Below are 16,772 nucleotides of genomic sequence, written 5' to 3' on the forward strand. Positions count from 1 at the left end.
TATAGATCTTACCTTTTCTTATGTATGTGATTATTTTCACAACCCTGGATGTTCCATGTGTATATTTCTTGTCCCCATCTCAAAGAGCAGCTCCTTGGATGAATGTGATAGGGGTCACAATGAAACGAAATTGGGGCTGTGATCAATATCACATCTACATTGACATTAAAGATTTATGATTCAACTTAATAAGCGTTGTAGATGAAAGGATTATTCGTGATGATAAATCGAAGCCAGAGGTTTGCCCGCAGGGCCGTCAAAGTGGAGCATGCCCGGAACATGGTTATGCAGCATGTGCTGCCGCTGGAAAGCGAGTACACATCGATTGACTCTTGCTTACATAGAAGAATTTCGGAACCTCTGTTCTCGAAGGAGTGTATGCCTCATTTCCGCCGTTCCGGATTAGACGGGTATGCCGTTCTGAGCGAAGAAGCAGTATCGGCTGCTCCACACAACCCTGCATGTCTAAGAGTAATTGATGAAGTGCCTGCCGGGTCCATCTCGCATCAACAAGTGGTCCCGGGAACAGCGATTCGTGTCATGACGGGATCGGCCGTCCCGGACGGTGCGGATGCAGTCGTCATGTTTGAACAAACAGAGGAGTTTCAAGAGGAAGGGCAAGTTTACATCCGTATTAAGCACAAGGTAGTCTCCGGACAAAATATGGCCAAGGTAGGCGATGAAATAACGACAGGGCAGCTGCTAATACGTGCAGGCACCCCAATCGGTCCTGGTCAGATTGCACTGCTTGCCTCAATAGGGTATGAAGAGGTTCCGGTTGTTCGTCGACCCGTCGTGGGCGTCTTAATGACGGGAAGTGAATTACTCGCTGTCGGCGAGCCCCTTCAGCCCGGGAGAATTCGGAATAGCAATGCCTACATGCTCGCGGCACAAGTCGAGCAATACGGCGGACTGGTTATTCAGTATGGAACGGTTCCGGATGATAGAGGTGAGGTTACTCGGACGATTTACAAGGCAATAGAGAAATGTGATATGCTTATCGTAAGCGGCGGAGTTTCCGTTGGAGATTATGACGTTATGGCGGACTTCTTCTCTGACATGAAGGGGAATGATGATACGGCACTTCTCTTCAATAAAATCGCAATGAGGCCCGGCAGTCCGACTTCAGCAGCTGTCATTAACAATAAGCTCATTTTCGGTCTCTCTGGTAATCCCGGCGCCTGCTTCGCCGGTTTTGAACTGCTGGTACGACCTGCACTGCTTGCGATGCAAGGAGTAGAGCGCCCGTTTCAACCTTGCATACATGCTGTCATGGGGAACGATTATGATAAAGGATGCCCGCATGACCGATATATAAGAGGACGAATGACATTAACTAATCAACAAGTCATGGTAAGTGTGTTGGATAAGAATAGCTCGAGTATGCTTGTATCTATTCAAGATGCCAATTGCATCATCGTCATACCCGCTGGTTCACGAGGAGTCACCGCCGGCCGGCAGGTGGAAGTTATACCGCTGCCTTATGAAATTACCGTGTACGGAGAGGAGGTCAAGGATGAATAATTCCGATAAGCAAGCGCCCCAAATGACAGATACCCTTCATAGGCCGCTTCGTGATTTACGCATATCTGTGACGGACCGCTGCAATTTCCGATGCCGATATTGTATGCCTGAAGAGGTGTTTGGTCCTAACTTCCAGTTCCTTCCGCAAGAAAAGCTGTTAAGCCTTCAAGAATTAGAGCGTTTAACGCGGATTTTCGTATCTCTTGGCGTTGAAAAAATTCGGATTACCGGCGGGGAGCCGCTATTAAATAAAAATATTGCTGACATTATATCACGTGTCCGTCATATAGAAGGCGTCAAAGATATTGCCGTAACTACCAATGGTTCCTTATTGAAGCATAAGGCAAAGGAGCTAAGGGAGGCTGGATTAGAGCGGATTACAGTGAGCTTGGATAGTTTGGATGATGAGCGGTTCGGTGTCATGAACGGAAGAGGGTATTCGGCCAAAAGCGTGCTCGAAGGCATCGATGCGGCGGCTTCGGCAGGATTATCCGTGAAGGTGAATATGGTCGTGCAAAAGGGTGTCAATGACCAGGATATTGTCCCAATGGCGAAGTACTTCCGGGAGCACGGGCACATTTTGAGATTTATTGAGTTTATGGATGTGGGCAACACCAATGGTTGGAATTTACAACGGGTCGTTCCTAGCCAACAAATTATCGAAATCATTCATAAAGTGATGCCGCTGGAACCTATAGAATCGAATTATGTGGGCGAGGTAGCGACGCGATACCGTTATCAGGGTTCTCAGGATGAGATCGGTTTCATATCCTCTGTAACCCAGGCGTTCTGTAGTACTTGTACACGAGCGCGGCTTTCAGCCGAAGGGCATTTATACACTTGTTTGTTTGCTTCAGACAAGACAGACCTGTTAAGTGTGATCAGGGAAGGCGCTAGTGATGATGCTGTAAGATCTTTAATTGCTCAAGTATGGAGAACGCGGCAGGATCGGTATTCCGAAACGAGACTTGAGCAGACGTTTCCGAAGCCTAAAGTAGAAATGTCTCACATTGGTGGCTAGTGTGATGAAGCGCATAGTGAGATATGTACGCATCGATCAAAGACGTATGACAGAAGGAGGTACGGGGATTATCCCGTACCTCTTTTTTTGCTGCGGCGGGGCGGGGCTCTCTCGTTGAGGGAGCCGAGCTTTTCTTGGTCAGCCGCAGGGCGTAACTGGAATTTCTCCCGTTATTCGCGAGAAAATTAGCCCAGTTGTACGAATGAAGGGAATTCCTCCCGTTAATTCATCCCCATTTCGCGTAAAGGCTGCGAGTACGGGCTGAATAACGGGAGGAATTCCTGTTATTCAGCATTCGAGGATCCGCCAGGCTGCATGTAACAGGAGAAATTCCCGCTATGGGCGGGACTCTCGGTAGAGGCTTGGCTCTCTTGGAGGAGCCGAGCTTTTTTGTGAGTTGTTCTTGCAGCAGCTGATTGAATGGGAATGTTTTTCAAATATTGTGATGCCGATCACATGTAGCGGTCTGTCTTTTGGATATAGTGGATGTAGCAAACCGAACAAGGAGGATTTGAGATGGAAGTGACCATTCGATTAACAGATCGCGTTGGAGATATTGTCACCAGCTACCCGAGATCAGCTGAGGTGTTTAAAGGATACCGGATCGACTTCTGCTGCGGAGGAAATCAAACACTGCTTCAAGTGATTCAAGATCAACAGATTGAGGAGCAGGCGCTCTTGCTAAGTCTTCAGGAAGCGGTCAAAGCCCCTGAATCCGATAATGTCAATTGGAGCGAATTAAGCTCGAGCGAATTAATCGAGTATATCGTTCGCATCCATCATGGGTATTTAAGAACGGCATTGCCGCACTTAAGCGGCTATGTCAAGAAAGTAGCGCGTGTGCATGGACCCTATCATCCTGAACTCTTTAAGGTGTATGAATGTTTTGAAACATTGAAAAGTGAGATGGAGCAGCATATGGATAAAGAAGAACAGGAAGCTTTCCCGGCCGTTATCGCTTTGGCGAACGATCCGACAGAAGAAAAGAGAAGGAGGCTGTTGGACATACTGGAAGAGCTCGAGCATGAACACGAAGGATCGGGTGATCTGCTCAAAGAAATCAGGGAATTAACGCTAGATTACAAGCTGCCGGAGGACGCCTGCACGACCTATCAGCTCACTTTCTCGAAGCTGGAGGAATTGGAAGCGGACATGTTCCAGCACATTCATTTGGAGAATAACATTTTGTTTAATCGCGTGTAAAGGGGACGATCCATCATGTTCAGGCTTCCACTGCTGTTTATCGCAACCGGAATGGTCAGTTTTATCGCTTTTCATCTGCTTTCCCTGTTTGCCCTGGGAACATGGATAGGAGATCCTCCCCGGAATCCGGAAGGCTGGTTTCGCATTCATTTGATTGTGCTGGATTGGGGAACGATGATCGCGATGGGGGCTGTTTACCAACTGATGGATGTGGTTCTGCAGCGGAAGCTGTACAGCCGGAAGCTTGGCTACGTTCATTATGTGATTTTCCTTATCGGTTCCTTCCTCTTATTGATCGGATTCCTTCGTTTGGAGGTTAGCTGGATCGCTGCGGGTGCTGTACTGACTTGGATTGGCATCTGCTTGTTCGCTTGGAATATAGGGCAAACGATGCGTCTTGCCGCCAAATGGAATCCCATCACGGTGAGTACAGCCTGCGCGGTGGGTTACCTGGTGCTGACTGGGCTTCTAGGCATTATGATGGGGATTGATTTTGTTTACCCGATTTGGGGAGGTATCCACGATCGCTTGCTTTCCGCCCATATTTGGATGGGAACACTCGGCTGGTTCGGCCTCTTAATTACAGGGTTCAGCTACAAAATGCTGCCCATGTTCTACTTGTCTCACGGGGAATCCGCCAAACGTCCCTATGTCGTAATGATTCTATGGAATACGGCAACCCTCCTTGGAGCGGGTCACTTCCTGTTAGGAGGAGGAGCTCGTCTGAATGGCCTCGTGCTCGCACTGATCATAGCCGCGCTAATCATGTACGAGGCTCATATGAGGGACATCCGTAAGCATCGCCATAAAGGATCTCCGGGTTCCGGGATTCGGTGGTCCATCTATTGCACGAGAGCGCTTCTCGTATACGCTGTTATGCTTCTGGGTGTTTGGTTCGTGAAGCCGGGACTCTTCGGCGATGAAAGATGGGTGATCCTATCAGGCTGGATGTATCTATACGGCTGGGTCGGGATGACCATCTTGGGGTATTTGTCCAAAATCGTTCCATTTCTGTGGTGGACGCATAAGTATGGCCCGCTGGCAGGGAAAATGAAGGTGCCGGTCATGAACGATCTGATCAAGGACCGCTACGTGAAGGTCGGCATGACAGGCATGTGTGGAGGACTGCTTCTTCTCCTTATCGGCATCGGTTGGCAAGGCTTACTTCTCATAGGGATCGGCGGATGCCTGCTTTCCGTAAGCTCGCTGCTCTATATGAGCTTGATCGCCCGTGTTTTTGCACGTTAAGGCGGCTTCTCTTCGTAGACAACGGCTTTCCTTCGGATCAGATCGGATGGAAGGCTGTTTTTTTTATGTCACGTGAAGTTCGATATTAAACGGGGCCACAGTGATTTATCTCACAGTGCCGAACAGACGACTCATGGTTTAATACAACTATAAAGATCACAAGTGAAGGGGCAATGCTACATGGATCGAGCGTTCGCATCAAAATTCGCTAAATGCGTATTTCTAGTCGTAGTCGGATTAGTCATTCTTATGGGAATCGGTTCAAGGCTTTTTACACATATTGACTTGGCTTTATACGGGTATATGGTAGGCACGGTGGTTTTCGTTGGCGGGTTCTTTTATCGCTTTATTGCTTGGGGGGAACGGCCGCCGACGAAAATTATTTTGAAAAAGGGCATCAAGCTGTTATTCAGAAAAAGCACGCCGCAGACAACAACCGAGCATTTACTTACGTACAAATTCATCTGGAACCGTGGATGGTATCGCTGGACGCAGCACGTTCTGCTGGGCTGGGGCTGCATTCTATCCGCATTCGTTACCTTCCCGCTCGTATTCGGTTGGATGTACTTCACGATGGCAGAGAACGGCAAATACACGGTTGTTGGTTTCGGAATCGACCTTATGCAGATCAAAGCGGATGGCGTCCTTGGGTTTCTGTTCTACAATGCGCTGAATATTACGGCCTTCATGGTGATTGGCGGCGTCTGCATGGCTTTATATCGCCGGCTGAAGTCCATGCAAGCTCGCGCGGAACAAACCCTTATCTATGATTTCCTTCCCTTATATTTGCTCCTTTTCGTAAGCTTAACAGGACTGCTGCTCACTTTCTGCAACATCGTCCTTCACGGATATGGGCACCCGATTGTCACATTAGTGCACCAATGGTCCGTTATCGTAACGCTGATCTATATTCCTTTCGGTAAATTAGCTCATATTCCATTCAGACCCATGAGCGTATTTGCCCGAAATTACAGAGAACATTATGCGGAGCAGGCGACGAAGAGCTGCAAGGTTTGTGGAACAGGTTTCGTGTCGGTGGAACAATCCAATGATGTCATTGAAGTGCTCAAAGTGAACGACATTGAATTCAAGACAGAGGAGGGCTTCCACTTGGCTGAACTGTGCCTGCCCTGCCGCCGGAAATACAGAATGTCACGGTTTACCGGAATTCCAACCCATCAGATTCGTGTAAAGGAGAGCAACCAGCATGCAAAAGGATAAATTCTTTAAAGTCATCGAGAATAAGACCCATCCCAACGAAAAATTGGTTAAAACCCATTGCTCTTACTGCGGCATGCAATGCGGGATGAACCTCCGGGTTGATACTTCTTCCAATCGAATTATCGGCGTCGAGCCGCGCTATGACTGGCCTGTCACACTGGGCAAAATGTGTCCGAAAGGCGTGACGGCTTATCAGCAAACCAATCACAATGATCGTCTGCTGCGCCCGTTGATCCGCGACGATGCATCGTTCAAAGGAACGAAAGAAGGCTTCCGCGAAGCGAGTTGGGATGAAGCCTATGCGTTGATCGTGAAACGGTTTAAGGAATTGCAAGGCCAGTACGGCAAAGACTCGCTCTCCGTATTCAGCGGCGTGTCGATGACCAATGAGAAATGCTACTTGACCGGGAAGTTCGCCCGTGTCGCGCTGCAGACGCGTTACATTGATTATAATGGCCGGTTCTGTATGTCAAGCGCAGCCGCAGGTTTTCTTCGAAGCTTCGGCGTTGACAGAGGGTCTACACTGCCATGGACGGACTTGCATGAGACGGATTGCTTGTTCATAGCCGGCAGCAACACAGCGGAGTGCCATCCAACTTCCATGTTCCGTATATGGGAAGTGCAGAACCGCGGCGGTTATCTCATTGTAGCGGATCCCCGTGAAACGCCAATTGCCCGCCGCGCCGATATTCATCTCGATTTACGACCGGGTACGGACCTGGCGCTTGCCAATTGTATGGTTCATCTGTTGATTCAAAACGGCCATGCGGATGTGGAATTTGTCGCTAAGCACACCAACGGCTTCGAGGAAATGAGAGAGGTTGTGAAAGATTTCACACCTGAATATACAAGTGAGATCACGGGAATTGCTCCTGAGAAATTAATCCGCGCTGCTGAGATCTACGGCAAAGCACCGAATGCCGTCGTGATGTTCGCCCGCGGTATCGAACAACAAATCAAAGGTGCAGATAACGTATCCGCCTATACGAATATGTGCTTGGTTACGGGAAAGATTGGACGGCCCAAAGCGGGTGTCGCCACTTTCACCGGGCAAGGGAATGGCCAAGGCGGGAGAGAACACGGTCAGAAAGCGGATGCCCTGCCGGGCTATCGCAAAATAACGAATCCGAAGCATGTAGAAGAAGTATGCAAGGTATGGGGAATTAAGCCGGAAGAGATGCCGCTGCCCGGGGTATCGGCTTATGAGATGTTTGAGCTTATGCAGGAGAAGACGATTCGCGGCTTGTATCTGCTCTGCTCAAACCCGGCTGTCTCCGCACCGAATCAGAACTTTGTCCGTGAAGCTCTGAAGAATCTGGACTTCATGGTCTGTGCGGACATTTACTTATCGGAGTCCGCTGAGTTCGCAGATATCGTCCTGCCATCGGTAACCTGGTCCGAAGACGAAGGCACCGTAACGAATCTGGAAGGCCGCATTATCAAAATTAATAAAGCCCAAGAGCCGATTGGCGAATCCAAACCGGATTGGTTAATTGAAGTGGAGCTTGCCGAAAGATTAGGCAGAGGAGCCTACTTCGGCCATCTCAAGACAGCCAGGGATGTTGCGGACGAATTCCGCTTAGCTTCCAAAGGCGGTTATGCCGACTATTATGGCGCCACTTGGGAGAAGATCGACAAGCAGGACGGCGTCTTCTGGCCTTGTAAAAGCGAAGAAGATCCGGGCACCCCGCATATGTTCCTGGATCATCAATTTTATCACGCAGACGGCAGAGCCCAGCTGTGCGCGCTTCCTTACAGACCGCCTGCGGAAGAACCTTGCGAGCAGTATCCGCTGCGGCTTACGACCGGCCGGGTCGTCTATCACTACTTGTCTGGGAATCAAACCAGAAGAATTCCTTTCCTGCGGGACATGTGTCCCGAGCCTTACGTTGAAGTTCATCCGGAAACGGCGGAGCGCTACAACATCGCGCACGACGAAGTCGTACGGCTGTATACGCGCCGCGGCGAAGCCCTATATAAAGTGAAAATCATTGAAGCGATTCGCAAAGATACGGTGTTCGTTCCTTATCACTTCGGTCACGAGCAGTCCATTAATCTACTTACGATCGCAGCGCTTGATCCGATGTCAAGAATGCCTGAGTTTAAGGCTTGCGCGGCCCAGATCGAGAAGCAACCAGAGAGGATGAACATCCGATGAAACAACATTTATACATCGAAATGGATAACTGCATCGGCTGTCGAAGCTGTTTGGCTGCTTGCACGCAATGCGGAGGTCACGATGAGAGAAATCGCAACTATGTCTATGAGGTGAACCCTCTCGTAGACCGCCAAACGATCCCCTTGATGTGTCTGCACTGCGTGAATCCTGCGTGCGCCAGAAGCTGCCCGGCTCAAGCGATCCAGATTACCGAAGAGGGCGCCGTGCTTTCCGCGTTAGTTGAGAAATGTATCGGCTGTCAGAACTGCACCATTGCCTGCCCTTATGGGATACCTAAATTCGATGTAGAGCAGAATCTGATGTACAAATGCGATCTTTGCTATGACCGTACCAAAGAAGGCATCCCTCCGATGTGCGCATCGGTTTGCCCGACGAATACCCTGCAATGGGTGACAGAGGAAGAGCTGGCCGCCAAGAAAGCTCAACATAAGCTGGGGAAATGGACGGCTAGTCATCAACCTTTTGATCCGTTAGAGGGAGAAACGAATGTGAAGATCAGTCTTCCGGGTATTCTGCAAGGGAAGCAGAAATTGTTCTAATTATTTAGGATGGGGTGAGCCTGCATGGAACAGGACCAAAACAAGAAGCGCGACAATAACCATAGTCCCTTTCAAGAGGATAATTATACGCATAACATAAGAAAAAATGATGAACGGAAATTGGATCGCCGCGGCTTTATGAAGACGCTGGTTGGCGCGGCGGGCGTGTTCGCCGTATCCACGCTGCCGTGGGGCACGCTTGCGGCCAAAGAACTCACGGGACTCGCGAAGAAGTCCTACCCTCAGCTCAAAATTACGGATATCAGTTCGCTGAAAGTCGGCGATGCGGTTGAATTCGCCTATCCGGGGGAGCATGATTCGGCGCTGCTGATCCGTCTTGGCGAGAACGAGTACAAGGCCTACCAGAATGCCTGTACGCATCTGAAGTGCCCCGTGTTCTGGAGCAAAGAGAAGGATGAGATGGTGTGTCCTTGCCATCATGGCATCTTCGATGTCAGAACCGGAGCGCCGACGGCGGGACCGCCGAAGAGACCGTTGCCGGAGGTGCTCCTGAAGAAGGAGCAAGGAGCGATCTACGCGACGGGAGTGAAGCGATATGAAACGTAGCTATGTCGGCGTCCTGCTTCTGTGCATCGTATTGTTTCTTAACATTGTTTGTACACAAAAAGCTGTCAATGCGTACTATTTCGATCAGTTCCGCACCGTTATTGTTTATGCCGTGCTGAACATTCTGCTATTCCCTGCTGCATTATGGATCTATAACCGGGAGCGTGACGTCAAATGAATGTGAAAAAATTACAATTACCCCTGCAAACAATCAGTCTTGTTCTAGGCTTCATGGTATGGGTGATTCTGTCTTCCTTAATGCCGTTCATTAAGGAAACGATCAAACTAACGCCTTCCCAGCTTACTTGGGTCACCGCAATTCCGGTCTTGTTCGGTTCTGTGATGCGCGTGCCTGTCGGATATTGGACGAATCGATATGGAGCAAGGAAACTATTCGTTATCTGTTTTATTCTATTGCTGGCGCCTGTTTACTGGGTCAGCCAAGCGGATTCCTTCCAAGATCTGATCATCGGCGGTCTGTTCCTAGGGATTGGCGGAACTGTATTCTCAGTCGGCGTAACCTCTTTGCCCAAATATTATCCGAAAGAAAGACACGGTTTCGTTAACGGTATTTACGGGATTGGTAATCTTGGAACCGCACTATCCACCTTTGGCGCGCCGGTCCTGGCGAATCAAATCGGATGGTCCAAAACGGTGATGGCCTATAGTATTTTGTTGATTATTATGGCGGTATTCAACTTTTTCGCCGGGGACCGCAACGAGCCGCGCGTGCAAACCGCTCTTATTGAACAGATTAAAGGAGTATCCAAAAACTCCAAACTCTGGTTATTATGTTTATTCTACTTCCTTACTTTCGGCTCCTTCGTTGCTTTTACAGTCTATCTACCTAATTTCCTAGTTACCAACTTCCATTTAAGTAAAGTAGATGCGGGCATGCGGACTGCCGGATTCATTGCGCTGGCTACAGCGATGAGACCTGTCGGGGGCTATCTGGGAGATAAATTCAACCCATTCAAAATACTCATGTTTGTGTTCGCAGGCTTGACCGTGGCCGGTATCCTGCTATCCTTTGCGCCATCGATGACTTGGTACACGTTAGGCTGCTTAACGATAGCCTTCTGCGCCGGTACCGGTAACGGTACGATTTTCAAATTAGTTCCGATGTATTTCACCAAACAAGCGGGTATCGCCAACGGCATCATTTCCGCAATGGGCGGCTTGGGCGGATTCTTCCCTCCGCTGCTGCTGACCTTCTTATTCAAGCTAACCGGTCATTATGCGATCGGATTCATGGCATTATCCCAAGTAGCCTTGGCGAGCTTGATTCTCATTATGTGGATGTTTTATCAAGAGAAGCTGGGGCTATCCGCCAAGATCATTGAGAACACGGTGGAAGGCATCATGGTGACGGATCCGACGGGGAAAATTCAAACCGTTAATGCGGCCTTCACAGAGTTGACCGGGTATGAGGCCAAAGACGTCATTGGGTTGACGCCTAGCTTGCTGAAGTCCGGGAAACAGGACCGCGGGTTCTACGACGCCATGTGGGATCAAATTCGCAGCAAGAGCTTCTGGCAAGGCGAAATTTGGAACCGTAAGAAGAATGGGGATATATATCTGGAATGGCTAACGATCAGCGCAGTCAAGAATGATGCCGGAGATATCATCTATTATGCGGGGATGTTCAGCGATATTACCAAACAAAGAGGCATTAAGTAAGAGAGGGAGATGAACCATGCCGAGTGAGTTTGCTTTGGACCTAGTCTTTATTCGTGAACATACGGACACTCCGTTCTATACCGTCATTGACAATCAAATAAGTGCCCTCTTCACGGGCAAAGGCAATTGGTATATGGATCTGAGAGAAGACGAGGGTCTGGATATTGCCGTTGTGGAATTGAAAGGCATGGGGACATGGGCCAACGAGGATGAGCTCCTCTCATATATAGATGACCGTATTCCGTATGATTCAGCATCTGACATCTCTTGCTGGAATCATCTGCAAGGATATCAGGTCAAGGTATCGCCAAAAGTGGATGCGGGCTGCTGCCGCTTGAAGAAGGAGGTTAGGGTATGAAGTGGGAAGAGAAATTGTCCAGATGGCTAGGCAGTCAGATCGAGGTGCATATTGAGGATCAGGCAGGGCTTGATCCCGTAGCGCCTTCACATAAAATGACACTTACGAAGATCCGGATGTCCGAAAATGAGGATTATGTGCAAATGTATATGAATGAGCATCAATTCCTATCCATTCCCCTCAGGGGGGAAGGGCATACAAGCTTAACTAGCACGGAAGAGGGGACGATTCTCAGATCTTCCGATATGACGGCGCAGTTAGTGTATAAAGTCCGTTTTGGTTTGTAGAAAAGGAAATAAAAACCGTTTTGAGTCCTTGTACGAAGGACTTAAAACGGTTCTTTTCATGTGTATATTACGGAATAAGCTACATACGGCATATTTCCAAGGGACAGTCTTCACAGTGGCAAATATCACGGAGATACGCGGCGTTCTTAATGATAATCCGTCCGTTATGAAACTCGACAGCCTCTTCCTTCTTCATGTCGCTCAGCATACGATTGACGCTTTCTCGTGTAGATCCAATCATATCCGCCATTTCGGTATGGCTGATTTTGTAGTTAATTTGGACATGCTCACCATGGGGGATCCCATAGGAATTGCTTAAACGAATTAATAGAGAGCAGAGCGCCCCAGGCTTCCCGTACATCATTAAATCGCGAAATTTCGTTTCTGTCATGCGGTGCATGAGCCCCATCCATTTCATAAATTCAATGGCAAGATCTCCGTGCTGCCATAACAGAACTTCGAGGTCCTTGCGCTGAATAACCCCCATTTTACAATCTTCCGTCACTTCGGCGCTAAAGCTCTGCACAGAGTTCTGAAAGGGATCCAACTGACCGAACAAATCACCGGATTGATGTAAATATAGAATGAAGCTTTTGCCCGATTCGGACAGCTTCGTGATGCGCACACCGCCTTGGATGACGTAATATAATTTATCTGCCGTGTCGCCTTCCCAAAATAAGAAATCACCTTTTGCAGCATGCTTCACGTACATGATGTTTTGTAATCTTTCGAAATTTTCTGCAGAGAAGAAATGCATAATTCCTTTATGGGCTTTCGTTTCCGTCCGATTGCAAGTTGTATGATTTTCCCGTGTATATGTCATGGCCACCCTAGACCAACTCCTCAACGTTTCTTTGTTATCTTTATGATAACGGTTATTGTTGGTTTTGGTTATCGGGAGTTCTGCTGATCTTTGGAGCGAATAATCCCTATTCCGGTGTGCGAAAAATCACAGTTAAACCCCTGATTCCCCTAGCAGCAGACTCAGGCAAATAACCGAAATACGGCGGAATTTCCTGATAAGGAAATCAGGGTTTTCCCTGACTTACAACAGGGGTAACAAGGTGTAATAAAAACAAGAGCGCTCCACCTGAGAGCACTCTTGTTTTTTTAAATCGTATGGATTTGTTGAAATAACCGTTGAGCCGCATCGCTGCCCTGGGCGATACAATCCGGAATTCCGACGCCGCGGAATGATCGGCCGGCAACAACCAGCTTCGGGAAGTGGGTGTGCAGCTCTTCCTCGATCTCCCGTATTCGCTCCACATGACCTACTAAGTACTGAGACATGGCCTCAGGGTGTCTTGTAATTGCTGAAAATATCGGGGTGATTCGTTCACCGAGAACCCTTATTAAATCTTTCATCACGCGATAGACCAGCTCCTGATCATCTAACTGCAGGTGTGTTTGATCCTTGAAATGGCCGATATATGCCCTTATCAGTACTTTCCCTTGTGGCGCGGTGTGCGTCCATTTGGAAGAAGTCCAAGTGCAAGCGGTGATGTGAAGACCTTCTTGTCTAGGGACGACGAAGCCTGAGCCTTGCAGTGGTTTCTTGAAGTGCGTTTGATCGAATGCCATGACCACATTAGCGACGGAAACGCTAGGGATTTGCCCCAGTTTTTCTGATAGCTGTACGGATGTGGTGCCTTGAAGCATATGTATGGCTTGTTCAGCCGGCGCTGCCATAACGATGCCGTCTGCTTGTACCACTTTGCCGCTGGCAAGGCGGATTTCATACTTTTGCTGGTTCCGAGAGAGGTTCACCACAGGATCATTTAGCTGTATTTGGGTGCCCAAGCTTTGCAGTACCTCCGTTAAGCGATCAACTAACGTGCAAAGACCTCCTTTGTACGTCAGGAACATACTGCCGCGAAGATGCGAAGGAAGCTCGCTTCCGGCAGATAACGGCTGGGGCGCAGGTTGCTTTTTACGTGACGATAGCATCCCAAGAATAAGGCTGCGATGCTTACTTTCCATTTCGAGCAGCTGAGGGAAGGTCGCGGCGGTGCTTAACCTATGGAGATCTCCCGCATAGATGCCGGCGAGTATTGGACTGACTAAACGTTCGGTAACTTCCGAACCTAATCTTCGCTCGATTAAGCTTCCGAGGGATTCATCACGAGGCTCTGTGATTCCGGGTAAGACAAGATCCAGCGCGGCGCGGGCTTTTCCCGAGAGCGACAGCAGCCGGGTGCCCAAGAAAGGTTTCATTTGTGTGGGAATCCCCATAGCCAGCCCGGCAGGTACAGGATGAAGCTTCCCTTCGAGGTAGATGTAGCTCTTCGAAGCCGTAGGGGACTGGGCGGTTAGTTCATCAAGCAAGCCCAATTCTCTTGTTAGGCTGAGTACGGCCGGCTTACGAGCCAAGAAAGAATCGGGGCCTTTTTCTATAATAAATCCGTCCTGCTTGAACGTTTGGATAGCGCCTCCGAGTTTGGCACTTTTTTCAATGATCATCATCTGAACGGATTGTCCAACCGATGCGAATCGCTTGTGTAATTTGTAAGCTGCAGTCAACCCCGTGATGCCGCCGCCAATAATGGATATCTGTTTCGTTGCCATGCAAGTTCACTCCTTCCGGATACTTGGGTTCAATGTACCATGTGAGAGGAACCTGAGATATGACGTAGATCACTTTTGTCATTTTTTTCGTAAACGTGATAACCGTCACATTCCGGAACCTCATACACCCTTATACTGAAATTGTGATCGATAACGAGTATATAGGAGGCTGTTAAACCATGGGTCCATTCGCAACCGTAATTAAAGCTCCCGAATATCCCCCGCAGCTCAAACATAAAGTCATCTTTGAATCCTTCGATCAGCTTGCCGCCGGGGAAGCGATGCTGCTGATGAACGACCACGATCCGCGTCCGCTGCGTTACCAATTTGAGGCCACACGGCCAGGTCAGTTCTCTTGGGAATACCTGGAGCAAGGTCCTGAGACATTTCAAGTGAAAATTGGAAAGCTTGGTTAAAGAGGATTCGTCGAATGGCATCTGCAACAGAAGGAAGCGCTCGGCTAGTTGGAATGGGGTGAATGGAATGGATAAGAAGGCCAAGCTCGTAGAAGTGGATGTAAGGCCGTATTTGAGAAAAAAGTTGGAGCCGTTTAAGCTCATCATGGATGCTGTCTCCTCACTTAAAGGTGATGATATCTTTATTCTGCATGCAACGTTCAAGCCTACACCTTTATTCGGCGTGATGAAAGTCAAGGGGTATGTCCACAAGGAAGAAGAAATCAATGAGCAGTATTGGATTGTTGCTTTCGCCTGCGGCGCAGAGAGCAAATCGGAGTTTGAAGGTCTGGTCTTGCGGGGGCTTGCGAGAGCGGAGGAAATGGGGGGCTTGCCGGATGAGCAGCAAAATCATTGAACTTGATAATCGCGGATTAGAGCCTCCTCAGCCGATGATGCGTACCCTCCAGGCTCTGGAGGATAGTAAAGTCGGCAGCCAAGTGAGAATTCATAATGACCGGCTGCCGATGTTTCTTATTGAAGAATTGCAGCGATTGGGATATCCGTATCAAGTGGAACACCAAGCTGACGGATCAGCGAGAGTGACCATCGAGAAGACCCATTGAAGTGCAATGAAAATGGAGAGTGATTGGAGTATGGAGCAAATACGAACCATTGGGGAAATTAGAGAGTACCTGAAACAAGTGTTTGATCCGGAGCTAGGTGTTAATATTGTGGACTTAGGCCTCGTCTATGCGATCGAACTTACGGGACGAGATGTTGCGATTCGAATGACGTTGACAACGCCGGGCTGTCCGTTGCATGACACCATCGTAGGCGGGGTTCGCCGTGCTTTGGAGGGGCAGGCGGGCATCGCGAATGTTCATGTAGAGGTCGTTTGGGAGCCGCACTGGACGCCTGAGCATATGTCGGAAGCGGCCAGAGAGCAGCTGGATTATTTGTAGCCTATTTGCAGGTGAGCCGGAGATTGTCTGGCTCTCTTAGGCATGTTTGGCACAGAATACTTGTTACAGGAGTGAGTCTGACAATGAACGTTAAAAACAATGATGCCGGGGAGATCCTGCGCCAAGTTCCCTTGTTTCGGGATTTGACGGAGGGAGAATTGGAGGGGGTTCGCAGGATCATGATTCAGCGTTCCTATCGCAAGAAATCGGTCGTATTTACGGAAGGAAGTGAAAAAGAAGCCGTATACTTCATTCAGAGTGGCTTAATTAAGACATATAAGACAGATGAAAACGGTCATCAGCAAATCGTATCGTTCCTGAAAACCGGGGACATGTTTCCACATACCGGCTTGTTCCATGCGAATCATTATCCGGCCACCGCTGAGACCATCGTACCTACAACACTGCTGGCGATGCCCATCAAGCCATTCGAAATATTCCTTAGCCATACCCCCGGGATTGCGGTGAAGCTCTTGCGGGTAATGAGCGAGAAAATCCTTGAGCTGCAGGGAAAGCTGCAAGAACTGACCGGACAGGATGTGCAGAATAGAGGGCAGCTATTCTTGCTTAAACTGGCAGAGACGAACGGACGGATGAGCAATGGAAGGCTGCTTATCGAAATCCCGATGACCCATCAAGATATCGCTAATGCCATAGGAACCACAAGGGAAACGGTGAATCGTCTGCTGAACCATTTGCGCAGGGACGGCATCGTAGAAACGGATCGTTCAGGCTTTGTGATTCATGATATCGAGGCGCTCAGGCATTGGAGAGAGCAGTAATGCCCCTGCCAATTCATATTGAAACGGCCTTCATGGGGAAGGATTGTGTGTTTCATATTCATGGCGGTCGCGCACATATTGGAGCCGTAGCCCTTGCTTATCCCGATGGAGAACAGCCTCGCTGGGAATCCTTAGGCGTTGGAACAGCATAAGCGCTGAATATCCCCAACCAAGCAAAGCGATGTGGGAATGAGCATGCAGAAGCGGCTCATATCTGTTTGGTCATGCAGGCAAGAGG

Annotated in this window: 20 protein-coding genes; 18 read left to right on the forward strand and 2 right to left on the reverse strand. The window is 48.9% G+C overall.

Annotated elements, in window-relative coordinates; translation table 11 throughout:
- The first annotated feature begins 219 nt into the window (after positions 1-219).
- The 12 genes from J2X61_RS15110 to J2X61_RS15165 all read left to right on the forward strand — a co-directional run bounded on the left by J2X61_RS15110 (position 220) and on the right by J2X61_RS15165 (position 11,827).
- The gene (locus tag J2X61_RS15110) at positions 220-1,524 is read left to right on the forward strand and encodes a molybdopterin molybdotransferase MoeA (RefSeq protein WP_310188756.1); all 1,305 of its coding nucleotides are present in this window, start codon (positions 220-222) and stop codon (positions 1,522-1,524) included.
- The gene (gene moaA / locus J2X61_RS15115) at positions 1,517-2,545 is read left to right on the forward strand and encodes a GTP 3',8-cyclase MoaA (protein WP_274467535.1); all 1,029 of its coding nucleotides are present in this window, start codon (positions 1,517-1,519) and stop codon (positions 2,543-2,545) included. Before J2X61_RS15110 ends, moaA begins: the two co-directional genes overlap by 8 nt.
- 516 nt (positions 2,546-3,061) lie before the next feature.
- Positions 3,062-3,748: an iron-sulfur cluster repair di-iron protein gene (gene ric / locus J2X61_RS15120; protein WP_310188759.1), complete on the forward strand. Its 687-nt coding sequence runs from the start codon at positions 3,062-3,064 to the stop codon at positions 3,746-3,748.
- A 15-nt stretch (positions 3,749-3,763) separates the two neighbouring features.
- Positions 3,764-4,996 carry a hypothetical protein gene (locus J2X61_RS15125; protein WP_310188762.1) on the forward strand — a complete coding sequence of 411 codons (1,233 nt, stop codon included), beginning with the start codon at positions 3,764-3,766 and terminating at the stop codon, positions 4,994-4,996.
- A 180-nt stretch (positions 4,997-5,176) separates the two neighbouring features.
- On the forward strand, positions 5,177-6,217 hold the full coding sequence (locus J2X61_RS15130) for a hypothetical protein (RefSeq protein WP_274467538.1): 1,041 nt from the start codon (positions 5,177-5,179) through the stop codon (positions 6,215-6,217).
- Entirely contained in the window at positions 6,204-8,375 is a 2,172-nt protein-coding gene (locus tag J2X61_RS15135; RefSeq protein WP_310188768.1) for a molybdopterin oxidoreductase family protein, read from the forward strand. The genes J2X61_RS15130 and J2X61_RS15135 overlap by 14 nt, the downstream gene beginning before the upstream one ends.
- Positions 8,372-8,935: a 4Fe-4S dicluster domain-containing protein gene (locus tag J2X61_RS15140; RefSeq protein ID WP_274467540.1), complete on the forward strand. Its 564-nt coding sequence runs from the start codon at positions 8,372-8,374 to the stop codon at positions 8,933-8,935. The genes J2X61_RS15135 and J2X61_RS15140 overlap by 4 nt, the downstream gene beginning before the upstream one ends.
- 24 nt (positions 8,936-8,959) lie before the next feature.
- The gene (locus J2X61_RS15145) at positions 8,960-9,502 is read left to right on the forward strand and encodes a Rieske 2Fe-2S domain-containing protein (RefSeq protein WP_310188773.1); all 543 of its coding nucleotides are present in this window, start codon (positions 8,960-8,962) and stop codon (positions 9,500-9,502) included.
- Positions 9,492-9,680, forward strand: a complete 189-nt coding sequence (locus J2X61_RS15150; RefSeq protein ID WP_274467542.1) for a hypothetical protein — start codon at positions 9,492-9,494, stop codon at positions 9,678-9,680. The genes J2X61_RS15145 and J2X61_RS15150 overlap by 11 nt, the downstream gene beginning before the upstream one ends.
- Positions 9,677-11,182 carry an MFS transporter gene (locus J2X61_RS15155; protein ID WP_310188778.1) on the forward strand — a complete coding sequence of 502 codons (1,506 nt, stop codon included), beginning with the start codon at positions 9,677-9,679 and terminating at the stop codon, positions 11,180-11,182. Before J2X61_RS15150 ends, J2X61_RS15155 begins: the two co-directional genes overlap by 4 nt.
- Positions 11,183-11,198: 16 nt before the next feature.
- Positions 11,199-11,540: a hypothetical protein gene (locus tag J2X61_RS15160; RefSeq protein ID WP_310188780.1), complete on the forward strand. Its 342-nt coding sequence runs from the start codon at positions 11,199-11,201 to the stop codon at positions 11,538-11,540.
- On the forward strand, positions 11,537-11,827 hold the full coding sequence (locus tag J2X61_RS15165) for a hypothetical protein (protein WP_310188782.1): 291 nt from the start codon (positions 11,537-11,539) through the stop codon (positions 11,825-11,827). The genes J2X61_RS15160 and J2X61_RS15165 overlap by 4 nt, the downstream gene beginning before the upstream one ends.
- 79 nt (positions 11,828-11,906) lie before the next feature.
- On the opposite strand, the gene J2X61_RS15170 is transcribed toward J2X61_RS15165, so the two are convergent.
- On the reverse strand, positions 11,907-12,650 hold the full coding sequence (locus tag J2X61_RS15170; RefSeq protein WP_396135454.1) for a Crp/Fnr family transcriptional regulator: 744 nt from the start codon (positions 12,648-12,650) through the stop codon (positions 11,907-11,909).
- A 287-nt stretch (positions 12,651-12,937) separates the two neighbouring features.
- Positions 12,938-14,392, reverse strand: a complete 1,455-nt coding sequence (hemG, locus tag J2X61_RS15175; protein ID WP_310188785.1) for a protoporphyrinogen oxidase — start codon at positions 14,390-14,392, stop codon at positions 12,938-12,940.
- Between the two features lie 179 nt (positions 14,393-14,571).
- On the opposite strand from hemG, the gene J2X61_RS15180 reads away from it, so the two are divergent.
- From J2X61_RS15180 to lpdD, 6 genes are all read left to right on the forward strand, one after another.
- Positions 14,572-14,808 carry a DUF2249 domain-containing protein gene (locus tag J2X61_RS15180; protein ID WP_310188788.1) on the forward strand — a complete coding sequence of 79 codons (237 nt, stop codon included), beginning with the start codon at positions 14,572-14,574 and terminating at the stop codon, positions 14,806-14,808.
- Positions 14,809-14,875: 67 nt separating this feature from the next.
- Positions 14,876-15,205, forward strand: a complete 330-nt coding sequence (locus J2X61_RS15185; RefSeq protein WP_310188791.1) for a DUF2249 domain-containing protein — start codon at positions 14,876-14,878, stop codon at positions 15,203-15,205.
- Positions 15,186-15,413, forward strand: coding sequence for a DUF2249 domain-containing protein (locus tag J2X61_RS15190; protein WP_310188794.1), 228 nt, complete (start codon positions 15,186-15,188; stop codon positions 15,411-15,413). The genes J2X61_RS15185 and J2X61_RS15190 overlap by 20 nt, the downstream gene beginning before the upstream one ends.
- Positions 15,414-15,419: 6 nt before the next feature.
- Positions 15,420-15,752 carry a metal-sulfur cluster assembly factor gene (locus tag J2X61_RS15195; protein ID WP_396135450.1) on the forward strand — a complete coding sequence of 111 codons (333 nt, stop codon included), beginning with the start codon at positions 15,420-15,422 and terminating at the stop codon, positions 15,750-15,752.
- Positions 15,753-15,835: 83 nt separating this feature from the next.
- On the forward strand, positions 15,836-16,534 hold the full coding sequence (locus J2X61_RS15200; protein ID WP_310188796.1) for a Crp/Fnr family transcriptional regulator: 699 nt from the start codon (positions 15,836-15,838) through the stop codon (positions 16,532-16,534).
- Positions 16,534-16,686, forward strand: a complete 153-nt coding sequence (gene lpdD, locus J2X61_RS36350) for a prenylated flavin chaperone LpdD (RefSeq protein WP_396135451.1) — start codon at positions 16,534-16,536, stop codon at positions 16,684-16,686. The genes J2X61_RS15200 and lpdD overlap by 1 nt, the downstream gene beginning before the upstream one ends.
- Positions 16,687-16,772: the final 86 nt, after the last annotated feature.

Source organism: Bacillus sp. 3255, assembly GCF_031456485.1.
GTDB lineage: Bacteria > Bacillota > Bacilli > Paenibacillales > NBRC-103111 > Paenibacillus_E.

Excerpts from the sequence above, each read along its gene's own strand:
- J2X61_RS15125 (WP_310188762.1), top strand. The coding sequence starts at position 3,764 with ATGTTCAGGCTTCCACTGCTGTTTATCGCAACCGGAATGGTCAGTTTT.
- J2X61_RS15140 (WP_274467540.1), top strand. The coding sequence starts at position 8,372 with ATGAAACAACATTTATACATCGAAATGGATAACTGCATCGGCTGTCGA.
- moaA (WP_274467535.1), top strand. The coding sequence starts at position 1,517 with ATGAATAATTCCGATAAGCAAGCGCCCCAAATGACAGATACCCTTCAT.
- J2X61_RS15110 (WP_310188756.1), top strand. The coding sequence starts at position 220 with ATGATAAATCGAAGCCAGAGGTTTGCCCGCAGGGCCGTCAAAGTGGAG.
- J2X61_RS15190 (WP_310188794.1), top strand. The coding sequence starts at position 15,186 with ATGAGCAGCAAAATCATTGAACTTGATAATCGCGGATTAGAGCCTCCT.
- J2X61_RS15195 (WP_396135450.1), top strand. The coding sequence starts at position 15,420 with ATGAAAATGGAGAGTGATTGGAGTATGGAGCAAATACGAACCATTGGG.
- J2X61_RS15145 (WP_310188773.1), top strand. The coding sequence starts at position 8,960 with ATGGAACAGGACCAAAACAAGAAGCGCGACAATAACCATAGTCCCTTT.
- J2X61_RS15185 (WP_310188791.1), top strand. The coding sequence starts at position 14,876 with ATGGATAAGAAGGCCAAGCTCGTAGAAGTGGATGTAAGGCCGTATTTG.
- J2X61_RS15155 (WP_310188778.1), top strand. The coding sequence starts at position 9,677 with ATGAATGTGAAAAAATTACAATTACCCCTGCAAACAATCAGTCTTGTT.
- J2X61_RS15200 (WP_310188796.1), top strand. The coding sequence starts at position 15,836 with ATGAACGTTAAAAACAATGATGCCGGGGAGATCCTGCGCCAAGTTCCC.
- J2X61_RS15180 (WP_310188788.1), top strand. The coding sequence starts at position 14,572 with ATGGGTCCATTCGCAACCGTAATTAAAGCTCCCGAATATCCCCCGCAG.
- J2X61_RS15130 (WP_274467538.1), top strand. The coding sequence starts at position 5,177 with ATGGATCGAGCGTTCGCATCAAAATTCGCTAAATGCGTATTTCTAGTC.
- hemG (WP_310188785.1), bottom strand. The coding sequence starts at position 14,392 with ATGGCAACGAAACAGATATCCATTATTGGCGGCGGCATCACGGGGTTG.
- lpdD (WP_396135451.1), top strand. The coding sequence starts at position 16,534 with ATGCCCCTGCCAATTCATATTGAAACGGCCTTCATGGGGAAGGATTGT.
- J2X61_RS15170 (WP_396135454.1), bottom strand. The coding sequence starts at position 12,650 with ATGACATATACACGGGAAAATCATACAACTTGCAATCGGACGGAAACG.
- J2X61_RS15160 (WP_310188780.1), top strand. The coding sequence starts at position 11,199 with ATGCCGAGTGAGTTTGCTTTGGACCTAGTCTTTATTCGTGAACATACG.
- ric (WP_310188759.1), top strand. The coding sequence starts at position 3,062 with ATGGAAGTGACCATTCGATTAACAGATCGCGTTGGAGATATTGTCACC.
- J2X61_RS15135 (WP_310188768.1), top strand. The coding sequence starts at position 6,204 with ATGCAAAAGGATAAATTCTTTAAAGTCATCGAGAATAAGACCCATCCC.
- J2X61_RS15150 (WP_274467542.1), top strand. The coding sequence starts at position 9,492 with ATGAAACGTAGCTATGTCGGCGTCCTGCTTCTGTGCATCGTATTGTTT.
- J2X61_RS15165 (WP_310188782.1), top strand. The coding sequence starts at position 11,537 with ATGAAGTGGGAAGAGAAATTGTCCAGATGGCTAGGCAGTCAGATCGAG.